This window comes from Acinetobacter sp. D009 (assembly GCF_038562025.1).
Classification (GTDB): Bacteria; Pseudomonadota; Gammaproteobacteria; order Pseudomonadales; family Moraxellaceae; genus Acinetobacter; species Acinetobacter pittii.
Genome location: NZ_CP151886.1, coordinates 2,079,765 through 2,100,875 on the forward strand (window position 1 = coordinate 2,079,765; position 21,111 = coordinate 2,100,875).

23 protein-coding genes and 1 pseudogene are annotated in these 21,111 nt (G+C 37.4%); 6 read left to right on the forward strand and 18 right to left on the reverse strand.

Features of this window, described 5'->3' with window-relative positions; all coding sequences use genetic code 11:
* Positions 1 to 65 precede the first annotated feature (65 nt).
* From AAC388_RS09850 to AAC388_RS09865, 4 genes are read left to right on the forward strand one after another with little or no spacing between them, the layout of a single operon-like run.
* Positions 66 to 779, forward strand: coding sequence for a TonB family protein (locus AAC388_RS09850; RefSeq protein WP_342370533.1), 714 nt, complete (start codon positions 66 to 68; stop codon positions 777 to 779).
* Positions 780 to 819: 40 nt separating this feature from the next.
* The gene (locus AAC388_RS09855; RefSeq protein WP_206223047.1) at positions 820 to 1,701 is read left to right on the forward strand and encodes a MotA/TolQ/ExbB proton channel family protein; all 882 of its coding nucleotides are present in this window, start codon (positions 820 to 822) and stop codon (positions 1,699 to 1,701) included.
* 15 nt (positions 1,702 to 1,716) lie between these two features.
* Positions 1,717 to 2,139 carry a biopolymer transporter ExbD gene (locus tag AAC388_RS09860; protein WP_002118000.1) on the forward strand — a complete coding sequence of 141 codons (423 nt, stop codon included), beginning with the start codon at positions 1,717 to 1,719 and terminating at the stop codon, positions 2,137 to 2,139.
* Between the two features lie 19 nt (positions 2,140 to 2,158).
* Positions 2,159 to 2,572, forward strand: a complete 414-nt coding sequence (locus AAC388_RS09865; protein ID WP_068934594.1) for a biopolymer transporter ExbD — start codon at positions 2,159 to 2,161, stop codon at positions 2,570 to 2,572.
* 74 nt (positions 2,573 to 2,646) lie between these two features.
* On the opposite strand, the pseudogene AAC388_RS09870 reads toward AAC388_RS09865, so the two are convergent.
* The 4 genes and pseudogenes from AAC388_RS09870 to AAC388_RS09885 form a co-directional block, all read right to left on the reverse strand.
* Positions 2,647 to 3,089 (reverse strand): annotated as a pseudogene (locus tag AAC388_RS09870) (GNAT family N-acetyltransferase).
* Between the two features lie 98 nt (positions 3,090 to 3,187).
* A complete protein-coding gene (locus AAC388_RS09875) occupies positions 3,188 to 5,353 on the reverse strand; it encodes a malate synthase G (protein ID WP_342370534.1) in 2,166 nt (721 codons plus the stop codon).
* Between the two features lie 368 nt (positions 5,354 to 5,721).
* A complete protein-coding gene (gene zapE / locus AAC388_RS09880; protein WP_002117902.1) occupies positions 5,722 to 6,864 on the reverse strand; it encodes a cell division protein ZapE in 1,143 nt (380 codons plus the stop codon).
* Positions 6,865 to 6,941: 77 nt separating this feature from the next.
* The gene (locus AAC388_RS09885; RefSeq protein ID WP_002117929.1) at positions 6,942 to 7,964 is read right to left on the reverse strand and encodes an AraC family transcriptional regulator; all 1,023 of its coding nucleotides are present in this window, start codon (positions 7,962 to 7,964) and stop codon (positions 6,942 to 6,944) included.
* A 121-nt stretch (positions 7,965 to 8,085) separates the two neighbouring features.
* Between AAC388_RS09885 and AAC388_RS09890 the strand changes: the two genes are divergently transcribed.
* Together AAC388_RS09890 and AAC388_RS09895 are read left to right on the forward strand one after the other, a co-directional pair.
* The gene (locus AAC388_RS09890) at positions 8,086 to 9,633 is read left to right on the forward strand and encodes an NAD(P)/FAD-dependent oxidoreductase (RefSeq protein WP_014206603.1); all 1,548 of its coding nucleotides are present in this window, start codon (positions 8,086 to 8,088) and stop codon (positions 9,631 to 9,633) included.
* Between the two features lie 46 nt (positions 9,634 to 9,679).
* Complete coding sequence (locus AAC388_RS09895) at positions 9,680 to 10,591, forward strand: lysine exporter LysO family protein (protein ID WP_342370535.1); 912 nt, start codon at positions 9,680 to 9,682, stop codon at positions 10,589 to 10,591.
* On the opposite strand, the gene pyrF is transcribed toward AAC388_RS09895, so the two are convergent.
* From pyrF to AAC388_RS09965, 14 genes are all read right to left on the reverse strand, one after another.
* The gene (gene pyrF, locus AAC388_RS09900) at positions 10,588 to 11,286 is read right to left on the reverse strand and encodes an orotidine-5'-phosphate decarboxylase (RefSeq protein ID WP_025466022.1); all 699 of its coding nucleotides are present in this window, start codon (positions 11,284 to 11,286) and stop codon (positions 10,588 to 10,590) included. The genes AAC388_RS09895 and pyrF overlap by 4 nt on opposite strands.
* Before the next feature lie 177 nt (positions 11,287 to 11,463).
* Positions 11,464 to 11,829, reverse strand: a complete 366-nt coding sequence (locus AAC388_RS09905) for a lipopolysaccharide assembly protein LapA domain-containing protein (RefSeq protein WP_002121360.1) — start codon at positions 11,827 to 11,829, stop codon at positions 11,464 to 11,466.
* A 25-nt stretch (positions 11,830 to 11,854) separates the two neighbouring features.
* The gene (locus AAC388_RS09910) at positions 11,855 to 12,157 is read right to left on the reverse strand and encodes an integration host factor subunit beta (RefSeq protein ID WP_002121337.1); all 303 of its coding nucleotides are present in this window, start codon (positions 12,155 to 12,157) and stop codon (positions 11,855 to 11,857) included.
* A gap of 156 nt (positions 12,158 to 12,313) precedes the next feature.
* A complete protein-coding gene (gene rpsA, locus AAC388_RS09915; RefSeq protein ID WP_002121348.1) occupies positions 12,314 to 13,987 on the reverse strand; it encodes a 30S ribosomal protein S1 in 1,674 nt (557 codons plus the stop codon).
* A 111-nt stretch (positions 13,988 to 14,098) separates the two neighbouring features.
* Positions 14,099 to 14,779: a (d)CMP kinase gene (cmk, locus tag AAC388_RS09920; RefSeq protein ID WP_005069521.1), complete on the reverse strand. Its 681-nt coding sequence runs from the start codon at positions 14,777 to 14,779 to the stop codon at positions 14,099 to 14,101.
* Between the two features lie 10 nt (positions 14,780 to 14,789).
* Positions 14,790 to 15,230: an SRPBCC family protein gene (locus AAC388_RS09925; RefSeq protein ID WP_342370536.1), complete on the reverse strand. Its 441-nt coding sequence runs from the start codon at positions 15,228 to 15,230 to the stop codon at positions 14,790 to 14,792.
* Positions 15,231 to 15,300: 70 nt separating this feature from the next.
* The gene (gene tadA / locus AAC388_RS09930; protein ID WP_342370537.1) at positions 15,301 to 15,804 is read right to left on the reverse strand and encodes a tRNA adenosine(34) deaminase TadA; all 504 of its coding nucleotides are present in this window, start codon (positions 15,802 to 15,804) and stop codon (positions 15,301 to 15,303) included.
* 5 nt (positions 15,805 to 15,809) lie between these two features.
* A complete protein-coding gene (locus AAC388_RS09935) occupies positions 15,810 to 16,934 on the reverse strand; it encodes an enoyl-CoA hydratase/isomerase family protein (protein ID WP_014206599.1) in 1,125 nt (374 codons plus the stop codon).
* Positions 16,931 to 17,644, reverse strand: coding sequence for a uracil-DNA glycosylase (gene ung, locus AAC388_RS09940; RefSeq protein ID WP_017399503.1), 714 nt, complete (start codon positions 17,642 to 17,644; stop codon positions 16,931 to 16,933). Before ung ends, AAC388_RS09935 begins: the two co-directional genes overlap by 4 nt.
* Positions 17,645 to 17,697: 53 nt before the next feature.
* Positions 17,698 to 18,294 (reverse strand): 6-carboxytetrahydropterin synthase, encoded by a 597-nt coding sequence (locus AAC388_RS09945; RefSeq protein ID WP_002121363.1) that lies wholly within the window; start codon positions 18,292 to 18,294, stop codon positions 17,698 to 17,700.
* A 229-nt stretch (positions 18,295 to 18,523) separates the two neighbouring features.
* Complete coding sequence (gene gspK, locus AAC388_RS09950; protein WP_342370538.1) at positions 18,524 to 19,483, reverse strand: type II secretion system minor pseudopilin GspK; 960 nt, start codon at positions 19,481 to 19,483, stop codon at positions 18,524 to 18,526.
* Positions 19,484 to 20,185 carry a type II secretion system minor pseudopilin GspJ gene (gspJ, locus tag AAC388_RS09955; RefSeq protein ID WP_342370539.1) on the reverse strand — a complete coding sequence of 234 codons (702 nt, stop codon included), beginning with the start codon at positions 20,183 to 20,185 and terminating at the stop codon, positions 19,484 to 19,486.
* The gene (gspI, locus tag AAC388_RS09960; protein WP_002121425.1) at positions 20,185 to 20,565 is read right to left on the reverse strand and encodes a type II secretion system minor pseudopilin GspI; all 381 of its coding nucleotides are present in this window, start codon (positions 20,563 to 20,565) and stop codon (positions 20,185 to 20,187) included. The genes gspJ and gspI overlap by 1 nt, the downstream gene beginning before the upstream one ends.
* Complete coding sequence (locus AAC388_RS09965) at positions 20,555 to 21,109, reverse strand: type II secretion system protein (RefSeq protein ID WP_068527582.1); 555 nt, start codon at positions 21,107 to 21,109, stop codon at positions 20,555 to 20,557. The genes gspI and AAC388_RS09965 overlap by 11 nt, the downstream gene beginning before the upstream one ends.
* Positions 21,110 to 21,111: the final 2 nt, after the last annotated feature.

The following is a 21,111-nucleotide window of genomic DNA, read 5'->3' on the forward strand; positions in this document are numbered from 1 at the left end:
CAAATACTCATTCTTAGCCAAACAGTCATTTTAAAAATTGTTTGTCTACAGTTTCAGGAGTAACTATGGGCATGACTTTTACAGACATAGAAAATAAATCTGCCAAACGCCTAATTGGTATTGCTGCAGTTATTTTTCTGCATCTTCTTGTTGTCTATATTCTGATGTCAGGTTTAGCAAACAATATTCAAAAACCAGCAGAAAAACCTGTGGAATTACAAATTATTCAGGATATTAAGCCGCCTCCTCCACCAAAGCCGGAAGAGCCGAAACCAAAGGAAAAACCGCCTGAGCCACCAAAAATGGTAGAAAAAGTTGCCAAGGTTCCTGAGCCGCCTAAACAAGTAGAGAAAGTAGCAACACCGGTACAAAAAACGACACCAGTGGCTCAACCGACTAAAGCGGCTACCCCAGCTCCTGCGGCACCTAGTACCCCATCACCAAGCCCCGTTGCCGCACCTGCTCCAGTGGCTGCTGCGCCAGCCCCCAAACCAGCTGGTGTAAGTCGTGGTGTTTCAGAGGGTTCTGCTGGCTGTGAAAAACCAGAATATCCACGAGAAGCACTTATGAATGAAGAACAAGGGACAGTGCGAATACGTGTTTTGGTTGATACATCCGGCAAAGTTATTGATGCCAAAGTAAAAAAATCGAGTGGCAGCAAAATTTTAGATAAAGCGGCAACTAAAGCTTACAGCTTATGTACGTTCAAACCAGCAATGAAAGATGGTGTACCTCAGCAAGATTGGTATGAAATTGAATATCCATTTGTAATTGAATAAACAATTGAATTAGCAAGAAATTAAAAAATATTGGAGATATATGATGAAAAAATCAACTCAACCTTTAGTTCGTTTCGCTTCTGCAAGTCTAATCGCAGCTTGCTCGTTACTTCCATTAAGCTCAGTTTTCGCAGAAGAAACAAGCAATACTCCTGTGGCCACAGCAACTACTGAAGCTACGTCAAGTACAAATATTCCAACTCCACCACCGAAACCCGCAACAAGCGAAACTGTCAAAAATCCTTATGGTCTAGAAGCCCTTTGGCGCGAAGGTGATTTAGTTGCTAAGTCTACCTTATTTATATTAGTACTCATGTCGATTGGTACTTGGTACATCATCATCTCTAAACTATTGCAGCAAGGTAAAGTCAAACGCCAAGGCAAAGAAGCTGAAAAACACTTTTGGGAAGCGACTTCCCTTGATGATGCTGCAGAAGGTTTAGAACAAAGTAGCGCTTATCGCTTTATTGCAGAAAAAGGCATTAATTCAACTAAATCACATGGCGGTTCTTTACTTGAACGAATCGATTTTAATACATGGGTGAGCATTTCAATTCAACGCGCAATTGAGAAAATACAAAATCATTTAGGTGGTGGTTTAGCCTTTTTAGCAACAGTAGGCTCTACTGCACCATTTGTTGGTCTTTTTGGTACCGTTTGGGGAATTTATCACGCATTAACAGCCATCGGTATCTCAGGTCAAGCATCTATCGATAAAGTTGCAGGCCCTGTTGGTGAAGCTCTCATTATGACAGCGATTGGTCTTGCAGTCGCAGTACCTGCTGTACTTGGTTATAACTGGCTTACACGCCGTAATAAAGCAGTTATGGAAAATGTCCGTTCATTTGGTTCAGATTTACACGCGGTTTTATTAAGTGGAGAAATTAATACCAATAATTCAGTTAATCGCAGTATTAAATAATCGGGAGCAAACATTATGGGTATGAGTGTTGGTTCTGAAGATGATGATGAAATGATTGGCACAATTAACACGACACCTTTGGTTGATGTCATGTTGGTTTTACTTATTATTTTTCTTATTACTATTCCGGTAGTCACACATACGGTTCCAGTGAAACTACCAGAAGAAAAAAATACTCCCTATGCAACCACGCCTGAAAATATTCAACTCTCAGTAAATAAGAAAGGCGATATTTTCTGGAACGAAAGTTATGTGCCTAGTAAAGAGATATTGCTGGCAAAACTTCAAGCAGTTGCACAAAAAAGACCTCAGCCAGAAGTTCATATTCGGGGTGATCAGCTTACCCATTTTGAAGCGATAGATCAGGTCATTAGTACGACCAAAGAAGCTGGTATTGGCAAAATTGCTTTTGTTACTACCCCTCCAGCCTCCCCGTAATTAACTTAAGGAGAATTTTATGGGTATGAATGTCGGTTCAAATAATGATGACGATGTGATGTTAGAAGTCAACATGACACCTCTTATTGATGTCATGTTGGTACTCATTATTATGTTTATTATTACCATACCTGCACCAAACAACGCGATTAATATTAATTTGCCAAATGGCACACCGCCACCAACAAATGAAAAGCCACCTGAAGTGATTGATGTAAGAATTGATGCAGCAGGCAAAGTATTTTGGAATAACCAAGAAGTTTCTGACCGAAAGGCACTAGAGACTTTATTTCAAGGTGTGGTTGCTAAAAAAGATCAAGACCAGATCAAACTCAAACCAGACCAGATGGCTGAATATAAGAATGTAGCGATGGTCATGGCTACAGCACAGCGTTTAGGTGTCACTAAAATTGGAATTGTGAGCAGTAACTAATATTGCTTTTCAATCTATTTAATTCTATTAACTCCTGCGCTAACTTGAATCCTCAGTTAGCGTTTTTTTTAAAACTAAATATTCAACTCTAAAATAATATCTCCACACTCATCATATTCTCCAGTTTCTTGAAAACCCTTTTTTTTATAAAGTTTCCAGCCACATAGTTGGATGATTTATACATTGTTCGAATACGCTTAGCTCCTTTTGCAGCTATTTCATCAATTGCCATTTGCAATGCCTTGGTACCATAACCTTTGGCTTGATGATCTTTGCCAATCATAAAACGAAACAACCAAAATAATGTCTCATCAGGTGGGTCAACTTCGACACAGTACATTAAGAATCCAATGACTCTATGATTTGAACAAATCACTCGTGGACAGTAATGTTCTTCCACTTTAGACTCAGCAATAGAATATACATTTGGTGCAACATAGTCCTTTTGAGATTCATCCAACGACAACTTTGCACATAGAATCCAATTCTCACGATCAAGATCTTTTAGACTAATCAAATTCAAAACCTTTTAGCTATAAATTCCCTTCCTATAAGCACAAAATATACCGAAAATAAAAAAGCCTCCGAAGAGGCTTTTTTCAAAACAGGATGAAATTAATCACCTGTATAACCTTTTAACTTCAAACGAGCAGCATGAAGTAACGGCTCAGTGTAACCAGAAGGCTGTTCACAACCTTTGAAGATAAGATCAGAAGCTGCTTGGAAAGCAATATTTGTTTCAAAGTTAGCTGCCATTGGTTTATACAATGGGTCATTTGCATTTTGCTCATCAACAATTTTTGCCATGCGTTTAAGCACTTCTTCAACTTGTTCACGAGTCACAATACCGTGACGTAACCAGTTCGCAACGTGTTGAGAAGAAATACGTAATGTTGCACGGTCTTCCATTAAGCCCACGTTGTTAATATCAGGAACTTTCGAACAACCTACACCTAAGTCAACCCAACGAACAACATAACCTAAGATACCTTGGCAGTTATTTTCAAGTTCATTGTTAATCTCTTCCGCTGACCAATTTGTATCAGGTGCAAATGGAGGTGTTAATAGGTCATCTAATGACAACATTTCTTCAGCTTTTAACTGATCTTGACGTGCTTTTACATTTACTTGATGGTAATGCATCGCGTGAAGAACAGCACCAGTTGGAGATGGAACCCAAGCACATGAAGCACCAGCATTTGGATGAGCAGCTTTAGTTGCCAACATATCTTTCATGCTATCTGGTTTTGGCCACATGCCTTTACCAATCTGTGCTTTACCTTGTAAACCACATTTCAAACCGATTGCAACGTTTCGATTTTCGTAAGCAGCAATCCATTTTTGTGTTTTAACAGCTTCTTTACGAACAACTGGTGCAGCTTCCATAGAGGTATGGATTTCGTCACCCGTACGGTCCATAAAGCCAGTATTAATAAAGATTGTACGGTCTTTAGCAGCAGCAATACAGTTTTTCAAGTTTACAGATGTACGGCGCTCTTCATCCATAATACCGATTTTTAACGATTTAGGTGGTAATCCAATCGCCTGTTCAGCACGTTCAAATAACTCTACAGCAAACGCAACTTCTTCAGGACCATGCATTTTTGGCTTAACAATATACATAGAACCTTTACGAGAGTTTTTATTTTCGTTTGTACTACGGATATCAGCAATTGATAACAATGGAGTTACCAATGCATCCATAATACCTTCAAAAATTTCTTCGCCGTCTACCAAAATAGCTGGGTTAGTCATTAAATGACCTACGTTACGAAGTAACATAAGTGAACGACCATGAAGTTTTGTTGTACCACCAATTAAGTTTTTAATTTCGCGATCTTTATTTAGATCACGAACAATCGTTTTACCATTCTTTTCAATAGATTCTTGAAGTGTACCCTTCATTAAACCTAACCAGTTACGGTAACCTTCAACTTTTTCTTCTGCATCTACAGCCGCAACAGAGTCTTCCAAATCTTGAATTGTGGTTACTGCCGCTTCAAATGTTAAATCTTTAACACCCGCTAAATCAGTTTGTCCAATTGGGCTATTTGGATCAATTTCGATAATGACATGAAGACCATTACTTAAAAGTACAACTTCTGAAGGATTTGCTTCTTCACCGTTGAAACCAACGAACTGAGCTTCATGGGCTAAACTTGTTTTTGAACCATCTTTCAAAGTTACAACAAGTTTATTTTGCTCAATTGCATATTTTGTTGCATCTGCATGTGAACCTTGAGCAAGCGGGAAAACTTCATTTAAGAAATTCTTAGCGAACTCAATAACTTTTGCACCACGAACAGGATTATATCCTTTACCCTTTTCAGCTCCACCTTCTTCAGAAATTACATCGAAGCCGTAAAGTGCATCATATAAAGAACCCCAACGGGCATTTGCTGCATTTAAGCAATAACGTGCATTACGTACAGGTACAACTAACTGTGGTCCTGCCAACAACGCAATTTCTTCGTCTACGTTTTCAGTAGTAATTTGAAAATCTTCAACTTCTGGTAATAAATAACCAATTTCAGTTAAGAACGCTTTATAAGCACCTAATTCAAATTTGTTGTTACGGTGCCATTCATCAATTTTTGCTTGTAATTCATCACGCTTAGCCAATAATGCTTTATTTTTTGGGCTAAGATCGACAACAACTTGCTCAAAGTTCTTCCAGTAAGTTTCACTATCTAAACCAGAACCTGGTAAAGCTTCATTTTCGATAAAATCGTAAAGTTCTTTAGCAATCGCTAACTTGCCTTTTTGAATACGTGCAGTCATTGTCTTTCCTGAAGTTGCTACTTTTTATACCAAGAGAATCCTAGTATACCGATTTAAATTAAGCTGAATACTAATATCACATTCCTAAATAGTAAGCATTTTCCCTTGCAAAACTATTGACAAAGATAAATTTTTCTATATAGGAAATATTAAAATTCTAACTAGGATTCCCATCAATTTATTCAATATTTAAAGATACTGAAACTAGACTTTTTGTTAACAGACAAAAAATTTCACTATCTTGTTTTTCTAAAGCGTATTTAGTTATATCAAACTTTGCCGCGTGAAAAAGCACTATTTAAATAAATTTATCTATTTTTTGTTATAAAAAAGCGCTCAATCTAGAGCGCTTTTCATATCTATTTTACTTAAGAGGTTTTTGTAGCATCAATATGACGATGTTCAGAATGTAAATATTCATCAGATTGCATTTCTAGCAAACGTGAGCGCGTACGTTCAATTTCAAATGCTAATTTTTCACCTTGATAGATATCAATAATACTATCTTGGGACGTTAAAAGTAATTTCACACCTCGATCGTAAAACTCATCGACTAGATAAATAAAGCGACGAGTACCTTCAGATAAGAAATCCGTCAAATGAGGAACATTACTCACTAGAACCGTATTATAAATATTCGCAATTTCAATAAAATCGGCTGGGCTACGTGGTTTAAAGCAGAGTTCAGAAAACTCACACCACAACACATCTTCTGTATGTCCCAAAGTCTCGACAACACGATTATTAATCACAATCGGCTCTTGAGAATGAGCTTGTGTATGAGTTAAAGCACTAAAACGTTCAGCCATCCAGCTTTGTGCTTCATTCGTTAATGGTGATTTGAATAATTGAGCTTGTTTTAGTACACGCAAACGATAGTCCACACCTGCATCTACATTTAAAACAGCACAGTTCTTTTTAACCATTTCAATGGTTGGCAAGAAACGATCACGGTGAATACCGTTTTTATATAAGCCATCTGGTGCAATGTTTGATGTTGCGATTAATGTCACACCACGAACAAACAATTTTTGGAATAAATCGCTTAAGATCATTGCATCTGTTACGTTTGATACAAAGAACTCATCGAAACAGATAACGACAGCATCTTTATAGATTTGGTCAGCTACGATTTCAAGCGGATTACGCTGGCCTGAAAGCTTATTTAGTTCTTTATGAACATGTTGCATGAAATGATGAAAATGCATACGCGTTTTACGGCGAAATGGCACAGACTCGTAAAATTGATCCATAAGCCAAGTTTTACCACGGCCTACTCCGCCCCACATATATACACCTTTAGGTGAAGTTTGGCGACGAAAACGACGGAAAGCTTTTTTTGAGGCTTTATAACGGTTTAAAAGTTCTTTCCATACGCGATCTAATTCTTGCACTGCCTGTGCTTGCGCTTCATCTGCCATAAATTGACCTGAAGCTAAAGCCTCAGCATAGCGTTCTGCTGGGGAAGAAGGTGTGAATGCAGTACTATGAGAAGATTTTAAATTTAACATATCGTTTTATTTCAATTTTAACTGATGAGAGTATAGCGAACATTTTGTTCAACCACATTAGCTTTTAGCATCAAGAGTTACGACGATGACTCTTTTGCATATTGTCGAGGACTCTGTCCAAACCATCGTTTAAATGCATGATTAAATGCCGCCGGTTCAGAATAGCCGAGTAATTCGGCAACAACTTCTATTGAGTATTCCCTATATTCCATAAGCTTCAATGCCTTATTCTTGATAATTTGTTCACGAATTTGCTTATAACTCGTATTTAGCTGTTGCAGTTGATGCCTCAATGTCCTTTCAGGCATTTTCAATGCAAAAGCTGTTTCCGCCATGCTCGGGATAATTCCTTGTTGCAGTTCAAGATAATCTTGCACACATTGTATGATATGTGGAGTTTGATGATCTTGTTGATTTAATCTTGTTATTTCTGCAATACATTTTGATTCATAAATACGATGTGTAATGATATCAGCAGAAGGAATCTTGATTTCAAGTACATCCTTACTTAGGCTAAATGCCGCATATTTACCATTAAAATGCACATCTTCGCCATAATATGCAAAATAGCATGACAAAGTATCCATATCAGTAGGCTTTTCAAATGGAAGTTCTATACGCATCGTAGGCATTTGTAATCCCATCATCGTATAAATATCTTGAATAAACTTATAAGTTCCAGAGACTTCACATTGTGCCCGTAACTGACCAATTTCCGTTTTTAAATCAACCGGCAAATAATTTAAAATGGTCCGCTCATCAGTTTCGTATAAAGCTAAGCTACCAAATAAATGTGTAAGCTTTTGATATTTTATACCTTTATTTAAAGCAGTTTGAATATCATTACTTGTAACAAGTAACATAAGCAATGGGCCGTAACCCGCTAAAGCGTAATGCTGTCCAATAAATAAACCCTTTTCAGGCTCTACATTTTTACTAATTATTTGTTGAATGTCCCATTCAAGACGATCATGAATTGTGGAACTCGGGTCTAGAGCATCGACTTTAATACCTATATCGGCCAAACGTGAGTCGACATCAATGCCAGCATTGCGCATTCCTTGAATTAAATAGATTAAACCAAGTATCGACCGTTTCATTCTTCTATCAATTTCCCTAGACTGAAATGTTTTACTATAAAGAAGCAAGAAAATTAATTGCCGAATCTATCAATTTTCACGTCGATACAATCATGTTTAAACTGATTAAAAAACGTTACTCTTGCGTGCAATCCTCTTTTCAGCTTATGCAGGGTTTCCAATGCTAAACGCAAAGCAAGATGCTATTCAAAAAACTAAAATCGCTATTATTGGTGCTGGCTTTGGTGGCTTAGCAATGGCAATCCGTTTACTACAAAATCAACAGCAAGACTTTGTTATTTTAGAAAAATCAAATGATGTCGGTGGAACTTGGCGAGAAAATCGTTATCCAGGTGCAGCATGTGATGTTCAATCTCACATGTATTCATTGTCTTTTGCACCAAAAACAGATTGGACAAAACGCTATGCTGAGGGACCAGAGATCTTTAATTATATTCAAGACATTACACAGAAATATAAAATTAAGGATTACTGTAAATTTAACCATGACGTAACTCATGTCCAATATGATGAAACACGTCATGTCTGGACTCTAGATTTTAAGGACCAACCTTCTATAGAAGCTCAATTTGTAGTTTTTGCATCTGGTCCCCTACACATCCCACAAATTCCTCCTATCAAAGGAATTGAAAAATTTAAAGGAAAAGTATTTCATTCCTCAAAATGGGAACATGACTATGACTTAAACGGAAAGTCAGTCGCATCTATTGGTACAGGTGGTAGCGCAATTCAATATATTCCTGAAATAGCCAAAGATGTTAAACAGCTCTATGTATTTCAAAGAACAGCTGCATGGGTAATACCACGAGATGAGCGCAAATATTCAAGCTTAAGTAAAGCATTATTCAAATCTTCTAATATTTATCGCCAGATTCATCGTAGTCGTCTTTACTGGAGTAATGAATCTCGCGTTGTACCCATTGTTCAACCTCAAATCATGAAGTATGGCCAAAAATTGGCAGAAGCATTCATCCGTTTTCAAGTTAAAGACAAAGAGTTAGCAAAAAAACTCACACCTGACTTCGTTATGGGATGTAAACGTATTCTTATCTCCAATAAATACTTCCCTACCTTTAACCGAAAAAATGTTGAGCTAGTAACTGATAGTATTCAAGAGATTAAAGAAAACAGTATTGTTACTAAAGATGGTCGAGAACGACCTATTGATTGTTTAATTTACGGTACAGGTTTTATTACTGACCCACGTATTTATTTAAAACATTTCACATGTATCGGACGTAATCAAATCGAGTTAAAACAAGCATGGAAAGATGGTGCTGAAAGCTATTACGGCATTATGACTAAAAACTTTCCCAACCTATTCCAACTGGTAGGCCCTAATACAGTTCTAGGTCATAATTCGATTATTTTTATGATTGAATCTCAAGTGAATTACATTTTACAGCTTATTCAGTTAGTAGAAGAGTCTGGTCAAAAAGCAATTGAGATCAAGCCTGAAATTCAAGACGCTTTTAACGAACGTGTCCAAAAGCAGCTGCAAGGAACCGTATGGCAAGCTGGTGGCTGTAGTAGTTGGTATCAATCTGCCGATGGTAGAAACTTTTCACTATGGCCAACTTACACATGGAAGTATTGGTTAGAAACACGTAAAGTTAAGCCCAAAGACTACTTACTTTTAAATAAAAGCTCACAGAGCTATGCAGCTTAAAATGTTCAAGACATAATAGGTAGGTTGATAACAATCTACCTATTATATGCAATCTTTTTATCTCATCATTCAAATTTTTTTAGCACTGGCTTTCGGTTATTTCCTAGCACCCAAACTATCTCTAAATATCCGACACTTTATATTTAAAATACTGCCCTATTTTTCTTATATTCTTTTAGCTAGTGTAGCTTTTGAATTAACCTTGGCACTTGATCAAATCGAGAATCCTTCTGCCATACTCCCACCCGCTATTATCATTGCTCTTACCACTTCTTTTGGTTCGTTCTTTACGTGTTTATTTGCTTATACAATTTTTGATAAACAAAGTGTTAAAGGCAAAATCTCCCTACAACTTTTTGTAAATGCTTTAAAGAATATTGCGAAGGCTTTTCTTGCACTAGGTGTCGGTGTTTTATTCGGCGCTATCGTTACTCAAGTCACCTCTCATATCGCATTTAATAGCTGGTACTTGTTATTACTTTTTATTTTTTTAATTGGTATCGAACTTGCCTTCACCCACTTTAACCGCACATGGTTAAGCTGGAAAATTTTAATTGTACCCTTAGCTGCTTTTATAGGGTCATGTATAGCAGGTCTTTTGAATTACTATTTGCTCAACAAGCATTTTACACTTAATGAAACTTTAGCTTTAGCACAAGGCTATGGCTGGTATTCAATGTCGGGGATTTTATTTACGCAATTACATTCGGCAGAGTTGGGTGGAATCGCCTTATTAACCGACTTATTTAGAGAAATTGTTGCTATTTTTCTAATGTATACCATGGGTTGGCGTTTTCCACGCCCTGCTATTTCAAGTGCTGGTGCAACCTCAATGGATGTTACCTTAGCCATGGTAAAACAGTCATGTGGCACACATTATGTACCACATGCCATGATGAGCGGCTTATTATTAAGCCTACTCGCCCCGTTATTAATTAGCTTATTCCTAAATTTTTAGGCAATCGAAGCAAGAATAGACTTCAACATTTCTGTTGGCTTTTCTGCTTTAGTAATTGGTCGACCAATTACCAGATGCGTAGAGCCATCAAGCATAGCTTGCTTTGGAGTTACAATACGTTTTTGGTCGTCTGCATTAGAACCTTCTGGACGAATACCAGGTGTTACTAAAGAGAAGTCTTGCCCAATTAATTCACGAAGAATCTTAGCTTCTTGAGCTGAACAAACCACCCCATCCAAGCCACTTTCTTTCGTTAAATTAGCCAAGCGCTTTACATGCTCTACAGGTTCAACATCTAAACCAATATCTTTTAAATCTTCACGACCCATTGATGTGAGTACTGTCACAGCAATAAGTTGGGTTTGATAGTTACCTGCTTTTAAACGCTCCACACAGGTTTCCATCATTTTACGGCCACCTGAAGCGTGAACATTTACCATCCATACACCTAAATCAGCCGCTGCACATACTGCTTGAGCTGTAGTGTTTGGAATATCATGAAATTTAAGATCAAGAAAAACTTCAAAATTTTGTTCTTGCAGTTTTTTTACAACAGATGGGCCTTCATGAGTAAAAAGCTCTTTACCTACTTTTACGCGGCATAAAGCAGGATCAAGCTGTTCAACAATTTTTAAAGCGTCATATTGGCTTTTTGCATCTAACGCAACAATGATACTCAAGAGACTTTCTTCCATCATATAAAATCAGCGTTATTATAATAGACAACTCATGAAGGAATAAAGGAATGTAGAGAGCTGCTTTCCAAAATTAAAGCGATAAGAACAAAAGCGTTTATATTTAGAAGAATAAAAGAAGAGATAAAATTTAGAGAGATACTACTCTTTACTCATTAATAAAGAGTAGTACGGGGATTATAGCGGAGTAGAATTTTTATCTTGAGGATAAATATCTACAACGGTTTTTTCATGTCTTACATTTGCAGCTGCTTCAGCCGCTGCTAATTGAGCACTTTGGATTTGTTCTTTTCTTAAATGGTCAATATCTTTACGCAGGCGTTTAATTTCCCAGCCTTTTTGGAATACTCTGAAAACTTGCACACCTAATAAAAGACCAACCACAGTTCCTAGTACTAATGTGAGTAGCAATAATAAGCCTAAACGCATAGCTGGAACTTGGGTAAATAACAAATCAACAGAAAGCTCTGTTGGATTTTGCAAAACAAGTGCTAAAGAATAGCCAAATACAACAATAAGCAATGCAATTAAAATATAACGCATAGGCACCCCGACTTATAAATTTTATTTATTTCCCAGATTCGTTTACTGCGTCACGAAGGGCTTTTCCGGGTTTAAAATGTGGAACAGCTTTAGCTGCAACTTCAACTGATTTTCCTGTTTTAGGATTACGACCAACTCTTGGATCACGGTGGTGTAAAGCAAAGCTACCAAAACCACGGATTTCAATTCGATTATCAGTTGATAGGGCTTCTATCATTTGATCAATCATAATTTTAACCGCCTCTTCCACCAAAGGTTCAGCTAAGTGTGGGTTTTTTAGCGCAATGCGTTCAATCAAATCAGACTTATTAAGAGCTTCAGTAGTCATCTACGACCTCGTTATTTATTGCTACTCTATGTCGTTCGATAATAACCTGTTTAAATACAAAACGGTAGCGCAGTATGTTGAATACTAGGCTACCGTTTACAGTAATTTGTATAAAAAGTACAATTCCGTTACATGAAACTGTACTTTGTTAACTTATTACTTCATTTGTGCTTTGATCAAGTCACCAATAGTCTTAGGACCATTGTCTTGACTTGTAGTTGCAGTACGCAAGCTAGCAACTGCTTCTTTCTCTTCAGCTTCGTCTTTCGCTTTGATAGACAAGTTGATAGAGCGAGATTTACGATCAACGTTGATGATCTTCGCTTCAACTTCTTGACCAACTTCTAAGAATTTAGTCGCATCTTCTACGCGGTCACGGTTGATTTCAGAAGCTTTAAGAGTTGCTTCAACTTCGTCAGCCAACTTAACAGTTGCACCACGAGCATCAACTGCAGTTACAGTACCTTTAACTAAAGCACCACGTTCGTTAGCAGCTAAGAAGTCATTGAACGGATCGCTGTTCAATTGCTTGATACCAAGGCTGATACGGTTACCTTCAGCGTCTACTGACAAGATAACAGCTTCAACAGTGTCACCTTTCTTGTAACGACGAATAGCTTCTTCACCTTGCTCGTTCCAAGAAATATCAGACAAGTGTACTAAACCGTCGATACCGCCGTTCAAGCCAATGAAGATACCAAAGTCAGTGATAGACTTGATAGTACCAGATACTTTTTCGCCTTTCTCATGAGCTTTAGCAAACTCTTCCCATGGGTTAGCACGAGTTTGTTTGATACCAAGGCTGATACGACGACGTTCTTCATCAACTTCAAGAACCATAACATCAACTTCATCACCAATCTGAACAACTTTAGATGGGTGGATGTTTTTGTTAGTGTGGTCCATTTCAGAAACGTGAACTAAACCTTCAACGCCTTCAGCGATTTCAGCGAAACAACCGTAGTCAGTTAAGTTAGTTACGCGAGCTTTAACGATAGAACCTTTAGGGTAACGGCTCATGATCGCTAACCATGGATCTTCGCCTAATTGTTTAAGGCCTAAAGATACGCGGTTACGTTCACGATCAAATTTAAGTACTTTAACAGTAACTTCTTGACCAACTTCAACAACTTCTGAAGGGTGCTTGATACGCTTCCAAGCCATATCTGTGATATGTAGAAGACCATCAATACCGCCAAGATCAACGAATGCACCGTAATCAGTAAGGTTTTTGATTGTACCTGTAACTGTTTGACCTTCTTCAAGTTGAGCAAGTAATGCTTCACGGTCAGCAGAAGATTCAGCTTCCATAACAGCACGACGAGATACAACAACGTTATTACGTTTAGCATCAAGTTTGATTACTTTGAACTCTAACTCTTTACCTTCAAGGTGAGTAGTGTCACGGATAGGACGAGTGTCAACTAATGAACCTGGTAAGAATGCACGAACAGGACCGATGTCAACAGTGAAACCGCCTTTAACTTTACCAGAGATAACACCAGTAACGATTTCGCCATCTTCAAAGATTTTTTCAAGTTTAGTCCAAGTTTCAGCACGCTTAGCTTTTTCACGTGATAAAACTGTTTGACCCATACCGTTGTCAAGAGCTTCAACAACTACGTCAACAGTATCACCAACCTGAACTTCAAGTTCACGTTGTTCATTTAAAAATTCAGCACGGTCAACAATGCCTTCAGACTTTAGGCCAGTGTCAACAGTTACCCAGTCGCTATCGATGTTTACAACAACACCTTGGATGACTGCACCCTTTTCAACGTTGAGGTTTAATTCACTTTCTTCAAAGAGGGCTGCAAAAGATTCGGTCATGATATACCTGATAAATTCAGCGGTCTTGGATCAGACAAGGCCGGTTTAGTTAAGTATCAACATAGTCTTTATAGACTGATCAAGCTATGCTTCAACTGATAATTCTATTTACTAAATAGTACGGCTATCGACATAATCAACCATTAACTTAAATACCTGATCGATCGTTAATTCCGAACTATCAATGATATAAGCATCTTTGGCTGGCTTGAGCGGAGCAACTTCTCGCTCCATATCTCTTTTGTCTCGTGCCTGTATATTAGCTAAAATGTCGTTTATTTTAGCATCTAGCCCCATACCCTGCAACTGTTTTACTCTTCGCTCAGCGCGTGACTCTGCCGAAGCTGTCAGATAAATTTTGGCATTGGCTTCTGGGAAGATAGATGTTGCCATATCACGGCCATCTGCAACTAAACCAGGACTTTGCGCAAAAGCTCTTTGTCTTTCAAATAGTGCCTGTCTAAGCTCTGGAACCACTGCAACTTTTGAAGCGTACTCACCAACACGCTCTGTACGGATTGTTTGAGATACATCTTCTCCATCCAAAAAGACCAAAATCCCTGAGGTAGACGTTTCAAATTTAATGTCCAGTTGACGTGCATATTGGATACACTCATCAAGCTGACTGTCTAATTTCTCTAATAAATCGTGTTTATGTAATGACAACCCCAATAAACGATATAAGGCACCCGAATCAAGTAAATGATATTGATAATGTGCTGCAAGTTTTGCGGCCAATGTTCCTTTACCCGAACCACTCGGACCATCAATAGTAATAATTTGAACTGTCATTGAACTCTCACTAAGAAGCAAATGCTTTAGCTAATCTCGAAAAGCCTAGTGTAATGGCTAGTTTTAGCTGTGCAAGGATTAATTTACTGACCACTGGCGCTTTTGCCGTTAACTCGATGCGGTATGTAACTAAAGTAATGTATGGTGTGATCTCAGAAAACTCGATTCTGCCTAAATGGTGTTTAATCAAAGGATTGTCTATTAATTTATACTCAATACTTTTATTTTCTTCCAACAATGTAATTTCTTCTTTAAGTGGCTTAATTGGACCAAATCCCATACGTCGAATTGAGCCTAAACCATCAGGTCTTTTAGAATCTGCGGAGTCTTTAACACGCACAACTTGTAAAGGTGCAAAAGCAGTATTGTAAGTTGAATGCTTAGAGAGCAAATTAAATAAATCAGTAAGAGGTGCATTAAATTCTTTTTCTACGGTAATTACATTACGCATTGGATCGTCCTTATTAAATAGAATCATGACATTAAAACTGCGTTAGTTTGCCATAAGAGTATGTTAATTTTTAATCATTTAAGGACGTTTTTTGTTGTTTCTCTTGTTTCTTTTGCTCACGTCTTTGTTTAAAAAAATGGCTAAGCTGTTGAGCACATTTTTCTTGTAGACAACCATCCTGAAATGTAAACCTATGATTATAATAACCTTGCTGTAATAACTGACGTGCACTCACCAAAGAACCTGCTTTAGGTTCTGGCGTACCAAAAACTACATGTTTAATTCTTGCATGTACGAGCGCACCTACACACATAGTACATGGCTCAAGAGTGACATATAAAGTTGTATCTTCGGGTAATCGATAATTTTCTAAAGAGGAACACGCTGCACGGATAGCTTGAATTTCTGCATGTGCAGTTGGATCTAATAAAGTAATTGGAGCATTATAACCAGATCCAATTACTCGATTTTGGCTCACCAGAACCGCTCCAACGGGGATCTCACCCTGCTGAGCAGCTAATTCAGCTTGCTCGTAAGCAAGCTGCATCCAGTATTCATCACTATATTCAGTCATTTATTTTAGGTGATCACACCGTGTTGTCTAAGTAAGGCATTCCAGCTATCAATTGAAGTTACTGGTGGACAATCAGCCAATATACCTCTCAAGCTTAGATCGTCACATGGTTTCCATTCAGGTGATAAATCCTTATCAACTAAGCGTGCGCGAACACCTTCCACAAAGTCAGGATGACGTATTTTCCACTCAGAAATCTGAGCCTCTAGATCAAAGACCTCATCCCATGAGTGAATTTGTTTGCCCCATTGCCACAGTAACCAAGTAATTGCCGCAGTACTAGGAGATCCTTTTTGCAAATTCTCACTCGCTTGACGTAACCAATCACTGCTCGCATCACGTAAGCTAACAATAGCTTGATAGTCTTGTTCAAAATTAAAACCACGGCAAACGCTATGAATTACATCAAGTGAGTTTTGCAATGGACCTGCCGCAACAGGACGGTGCAAACTATTTAAAGTATCATCAATTGCTCGGAAATCCCCTGCAGGATAATGAGCCCAATTAATATTTAAAACTTTTTGCAAAACATTATCACGCTGAGCTTCACAAATATGTGTTGCCCAACCGATGCTATACGCCCCAGCAGCAGTCATGATTGAACCGGTTAAACCCGTAAACAAACCTATTGGACCACGATCTGCCAAGAAACGGCTCGCGCCAACATCAGGATATAAACCAATATTAATTTCAGGCATTGCTAAACGTGAATATGGCGTCACTAGACGGAATGGTGCAGCCATAAACAAGCCTAAACCACCGCCCATTACATAACCTTCTCCCCAAACCACAACCGGTTTAGCATAATTATGTAAAAGTAAATCTAAAGCATATTCCTGCTGGAAGAACTTATTTGCGGTATCGACTTCTTGATTTATAACAAGTTGGCGTAATTTTCTAACATCACCACCTGCACAAAAAGCTTTTGGTGTAGTTGAGTCTAACCAAATTGCTTTAACCTGTTCATCGTCACGGAAATCTTCAAATACACGCAATAATGCCGTTACGATTGATTCGTCTAAAGCATGTAACGATTTAGGACGATTCAAACGTACTATACGCCAGCCATTTTTTGCTTCTTCAACCACCAAGTCCGGGTGATAGTTATTTACATTGGGAGAGTTCATCATGCGTCCAATTGCCAGTCTATGGGCTCAATGCCATGTTGTTTCAAATATTGATTTGTTTTTGAAAACACTTTGCATCCAAAAAATCCCCCTCTATTTGCAGCAAGAGGTGATGGATGTGCGGCTGTTAAAACCAAGTGTTTATCTCTATTTATACGTTGTCCTTTGCGCTGTGCATAAGCACCCCACAAAATAAATACTATATGTTGTCTCTGTTCATTTAGAACATCAATAACTTCATCAGTAAAGGCTTCCCAACCCTGCTTTTGATGTGAAGTCGGCTGTCCAGCCTCAACGGTAAGCACACTGTTGAGTAAAAGCACGCCTTGTTTAGCCCATTTTGTTAAGTCACCATGGCGAGGAGCTGGAATACCCAAATCTGTATGTAATTCATGAAAAATATTGCGCAAAGATGGTGGTAATGCAATACCTTTTTGAACAGAGAAACTTAATCCATTCGCTTGGTTTGGCCCGTGATATGGGTCTTGCCCTAAAATCACAACTTTCACATCAGCCAGTGGTGTGGTATTTAAAGCATTAAAGATCTGTTTACTAGGCGGATATATTATTTTCTGAGCTTGTTTCTGTTGAAATAAGAAATCGCGCAAGCTATCCATCTGAGGACTTAATAGAAAAGGTGCTAAAGATCTTTTCCAACTTTCTTCTAATTGAACTTTACTGAGTTTATCTTGCTGTTGCTCAGTTAATTGCATTAATGTCATCCTAGATCAATTTTCAATTCTACAAATAAAATAAGTAATTCGATTTATACTTCGACTTGCAAATCAACTTGAGGATTATTAAATTTAATCCCTTTTTTCAAGTCTTCATACATTTGTGGATTTGCCCACTCTATCTGAATTTGTTCTGAAAAAACAATTCCATCAAGACTTAAAATACCCATTTGTTCGTTTTGAATATCTTCAATAAAGCTTTGAGCATATCCAGTATCAGTCTCATGAACAATAACAGAATATACTTCAACATCACCTTCCCCATTTTGAGTGACTGTTGATTGTAAAACTTGCTGAGCTAGATAAAAGAAAATACGTGAAAACTGTTCAGCCGACGGTGAAACAGGTAAAGAAATCCAACGAGCACTAAAAGTCTGACATGCATCAATATATTGAGAATCATCTTTTTCCCAAAAACAGATTGCGTGATCAAAGCTGTCGAACAGGTCTTTTATTACTCCTTTTAGGAGTCCAAAATCATAAACCATTTGCCCATGATCTAATTTCGAAGCTTTAAGCAATAACTCAACTTTATAGCTATGTCCATGAATTGATCGCTTACAACGATCCGATGTACAGTTACGTACAACATGTGCATTTTCAAACTTAAATAACTTACGAATTAACATGTGCCAAATCGATCATTCCTTCTAAGAACATTATTATAAAGCAAAAGACGAAAATTTCGCACCACTTTTCAATTAGAAACAATTAGCAAAAAGTATGATAAGACTGATGAAGAAATATTGAATATAAGCATATAGAAAGTTTATATTTACTTTAATATTTAACTTCAGAAAAATTTATAATTACAAACTTCAAAAAAACATCCAAAGTAAATAAATCATAAATTTTCAATTAGTTAAAAGGCGCTATATTTCTAGAATATATATAAACCTGCTTATCACTGCGTATCAAGGCACTTGTGAACTGTCTTTTTCTATTATTCAACACAACTTCAATTTGTGCTTGAAAAAAGTTCGACTTCACATCTAAAAGGCTATTAACTTCAGTTTTCTTTTGCGCATCAACTGCTGAAAAAGCATTCAATTGCCATAATTCATCAATATTTTGAAAGAACTTTAAATTCTGTTGACGTAATTGAAGTTCTTTTTCTATAGTCCCCAAATCTAATTTTTGATCAATACTGGCTAATACTATTGGCGATGCGGTATTAATATTCACTTTTGTGTTTTCAGGTAATGCCGATATGTATGGTGCAATTAAATCATATTTCTTGCCTTCAAAACCTCTTACCAATTTCAACTCCTCTATACGATGAAATTTAGCATTTGAAGCTAAATAACCAGGATCAAGGCCTTCATAATAATTACTTTCTGCCCCCATAGGTCCAGATGGTTCGTCATCTGGATCTTGCCAATCAATAACTGCTTGACTTAACTCTGCTGGCAATCCTACACGTACAAGCAATCGCTCAAACCAATTTTTAGCAGCTTCGTTTATCTTGCCTTCATTGGTCGTTAAATTGTTTAGATTAAATTTTCCAGACTCATCTAGTAAACGCCCCGATACAGCTCCATCTTCTATTGGAAAAGGTGGCATTGGCTGAGCCCAGCTTTCCTTTAAATGATCGATACCACCAGCATTATTTGCATCTTGAATTAATAATTCAGAAAAAAAAGCTTCTGCACTTTTTGCATAGAGTAATGACTGATTTTGACGCATCAAATAACCCGTATTTTCCATCGTATTAGTTTGATGCTTTGCGATAGAGGCAGCTAAAATTGTAGCCAAAGCAACCATTATCAAAATTGTGAGTAACGCTACACCTTGCTGATTTTTTTTATAGAGTAACATTTATTGACCTCCCTGTTTGGAGAGCGATAAGTCCCCTTGGTTTAAGCTATAAATCCACTCATAACTTACACCTGCAACCGTGAGTTGCATTTTTATTCCTTTTGGCAACTTCCTAAATTCATCAGGTTTTGTAGGGTCAATATTAACTTCAGGCCACTTTGTTACTTCTTGAGGTGTCAAAACCATAATTTGAAATTGTTCAACTTGGCTCAACAGCGTACTTGATAAGGGCTGCTCTCTATTTGAAGTATTTAAGTTACTATATTTAAGACGATAAAGCTTTTTTTGATCAGGATCATACCGATATTCGATACGCTCAAAAGGTGATAATCCTTGCTTTAATGGATCAGTAACACCCGCCTTACTAAAGCGGAGAACTTGATTATCAATCTCTAAAGCTGGACGTAATTGCCCGCCTTGATTGGCTGATAAAGGTATAATTTGCAATGTATCACGCAAAACTTGTTGATAAGCATCTTGTAATTCAAATAGCTGCACTTCATGTTGAGTATTACGATCGCGAACTTTTAATAAATAGTCAAAAACCTTCCAACCCAACAAAGATAAAATAGCAAAAATTGCAATTGAAACTAAAAGCTCAACTAAAGTAAATCCTGAGGCACGAGTTAATCGAGCACTGCTTGATCGTACCGCAAGACGGGAAGCTGAGCTTGGAGAGCGAAAACTTTTATTCTTTATCATTATTTTGCTTTCATTGGATAATTAAAAAATACCAAGTGAGTAATACCATTTTGAACTTTGCCCTTATCAGAATCATATAAGCTAATTTGTAAATCTACTTTCTGAACATTCGGGCTAATTGTAGATTGTGCAGATTTGTCAATCTGCCATGTTTCGCCTTGAGAAGTAACTTGCTTACTTTGAGTACCTTCAAGCCATTCCTGATTTATCTCCATTAAAGCAATTTCATTCATTGCTACAAACTGAGCTTTGGTTCTAAGAATTGCATTTGAGGTAGATTGAGTATATTGCATGGCTACTTTAGTTAACGCGACAGCCGCTACTGCAAAAATTGCTAAAGCAACCATTACTTCTAATAGAGTGAAGCCTTTAGATTTCATTTATTTTACCCAAATGATCAATTTGTATTTCTGAACCAATTGGTTTTTGTTCAAAGTAAAACTGTATTTTCACAGTTTTAGCTTCACCGTTACCGAACCAGATTAACTGGGGAGCCTGTCCTCCAATTAAATCGGTATTCGTAGCTTTTGAATAGTTTTGCTCATCTAAAGGTTGTATTGTAAACGATACATGTTTAGGCAACTGGCGTGTATTAAACTCAGAATATTTCTGCCAGCGATTTTTTAAATCTTGGACCTGTAATTTACTCTGGTCGTGATACTCATACAATTCATAAGAAAATGGTGAAACATCTGTTTCACTGACAGTAGATAAAGCTAAAACACGAGACTGATCAAGCGACTCTTTACCAATTTTATGCATATCCAGCAAAAATAACTCTCTTGCTTGCATCGCTTTCTTTTGGTCAACCCCACCTATGTTGAGTAGAACTAAAGAAGTCATAATCGTCATAATAACAATCACCACCATCACTTCTATGAGAGTAAAACCTTTTTGGGATTTAAGTGGTGATTGAGATTTCATAT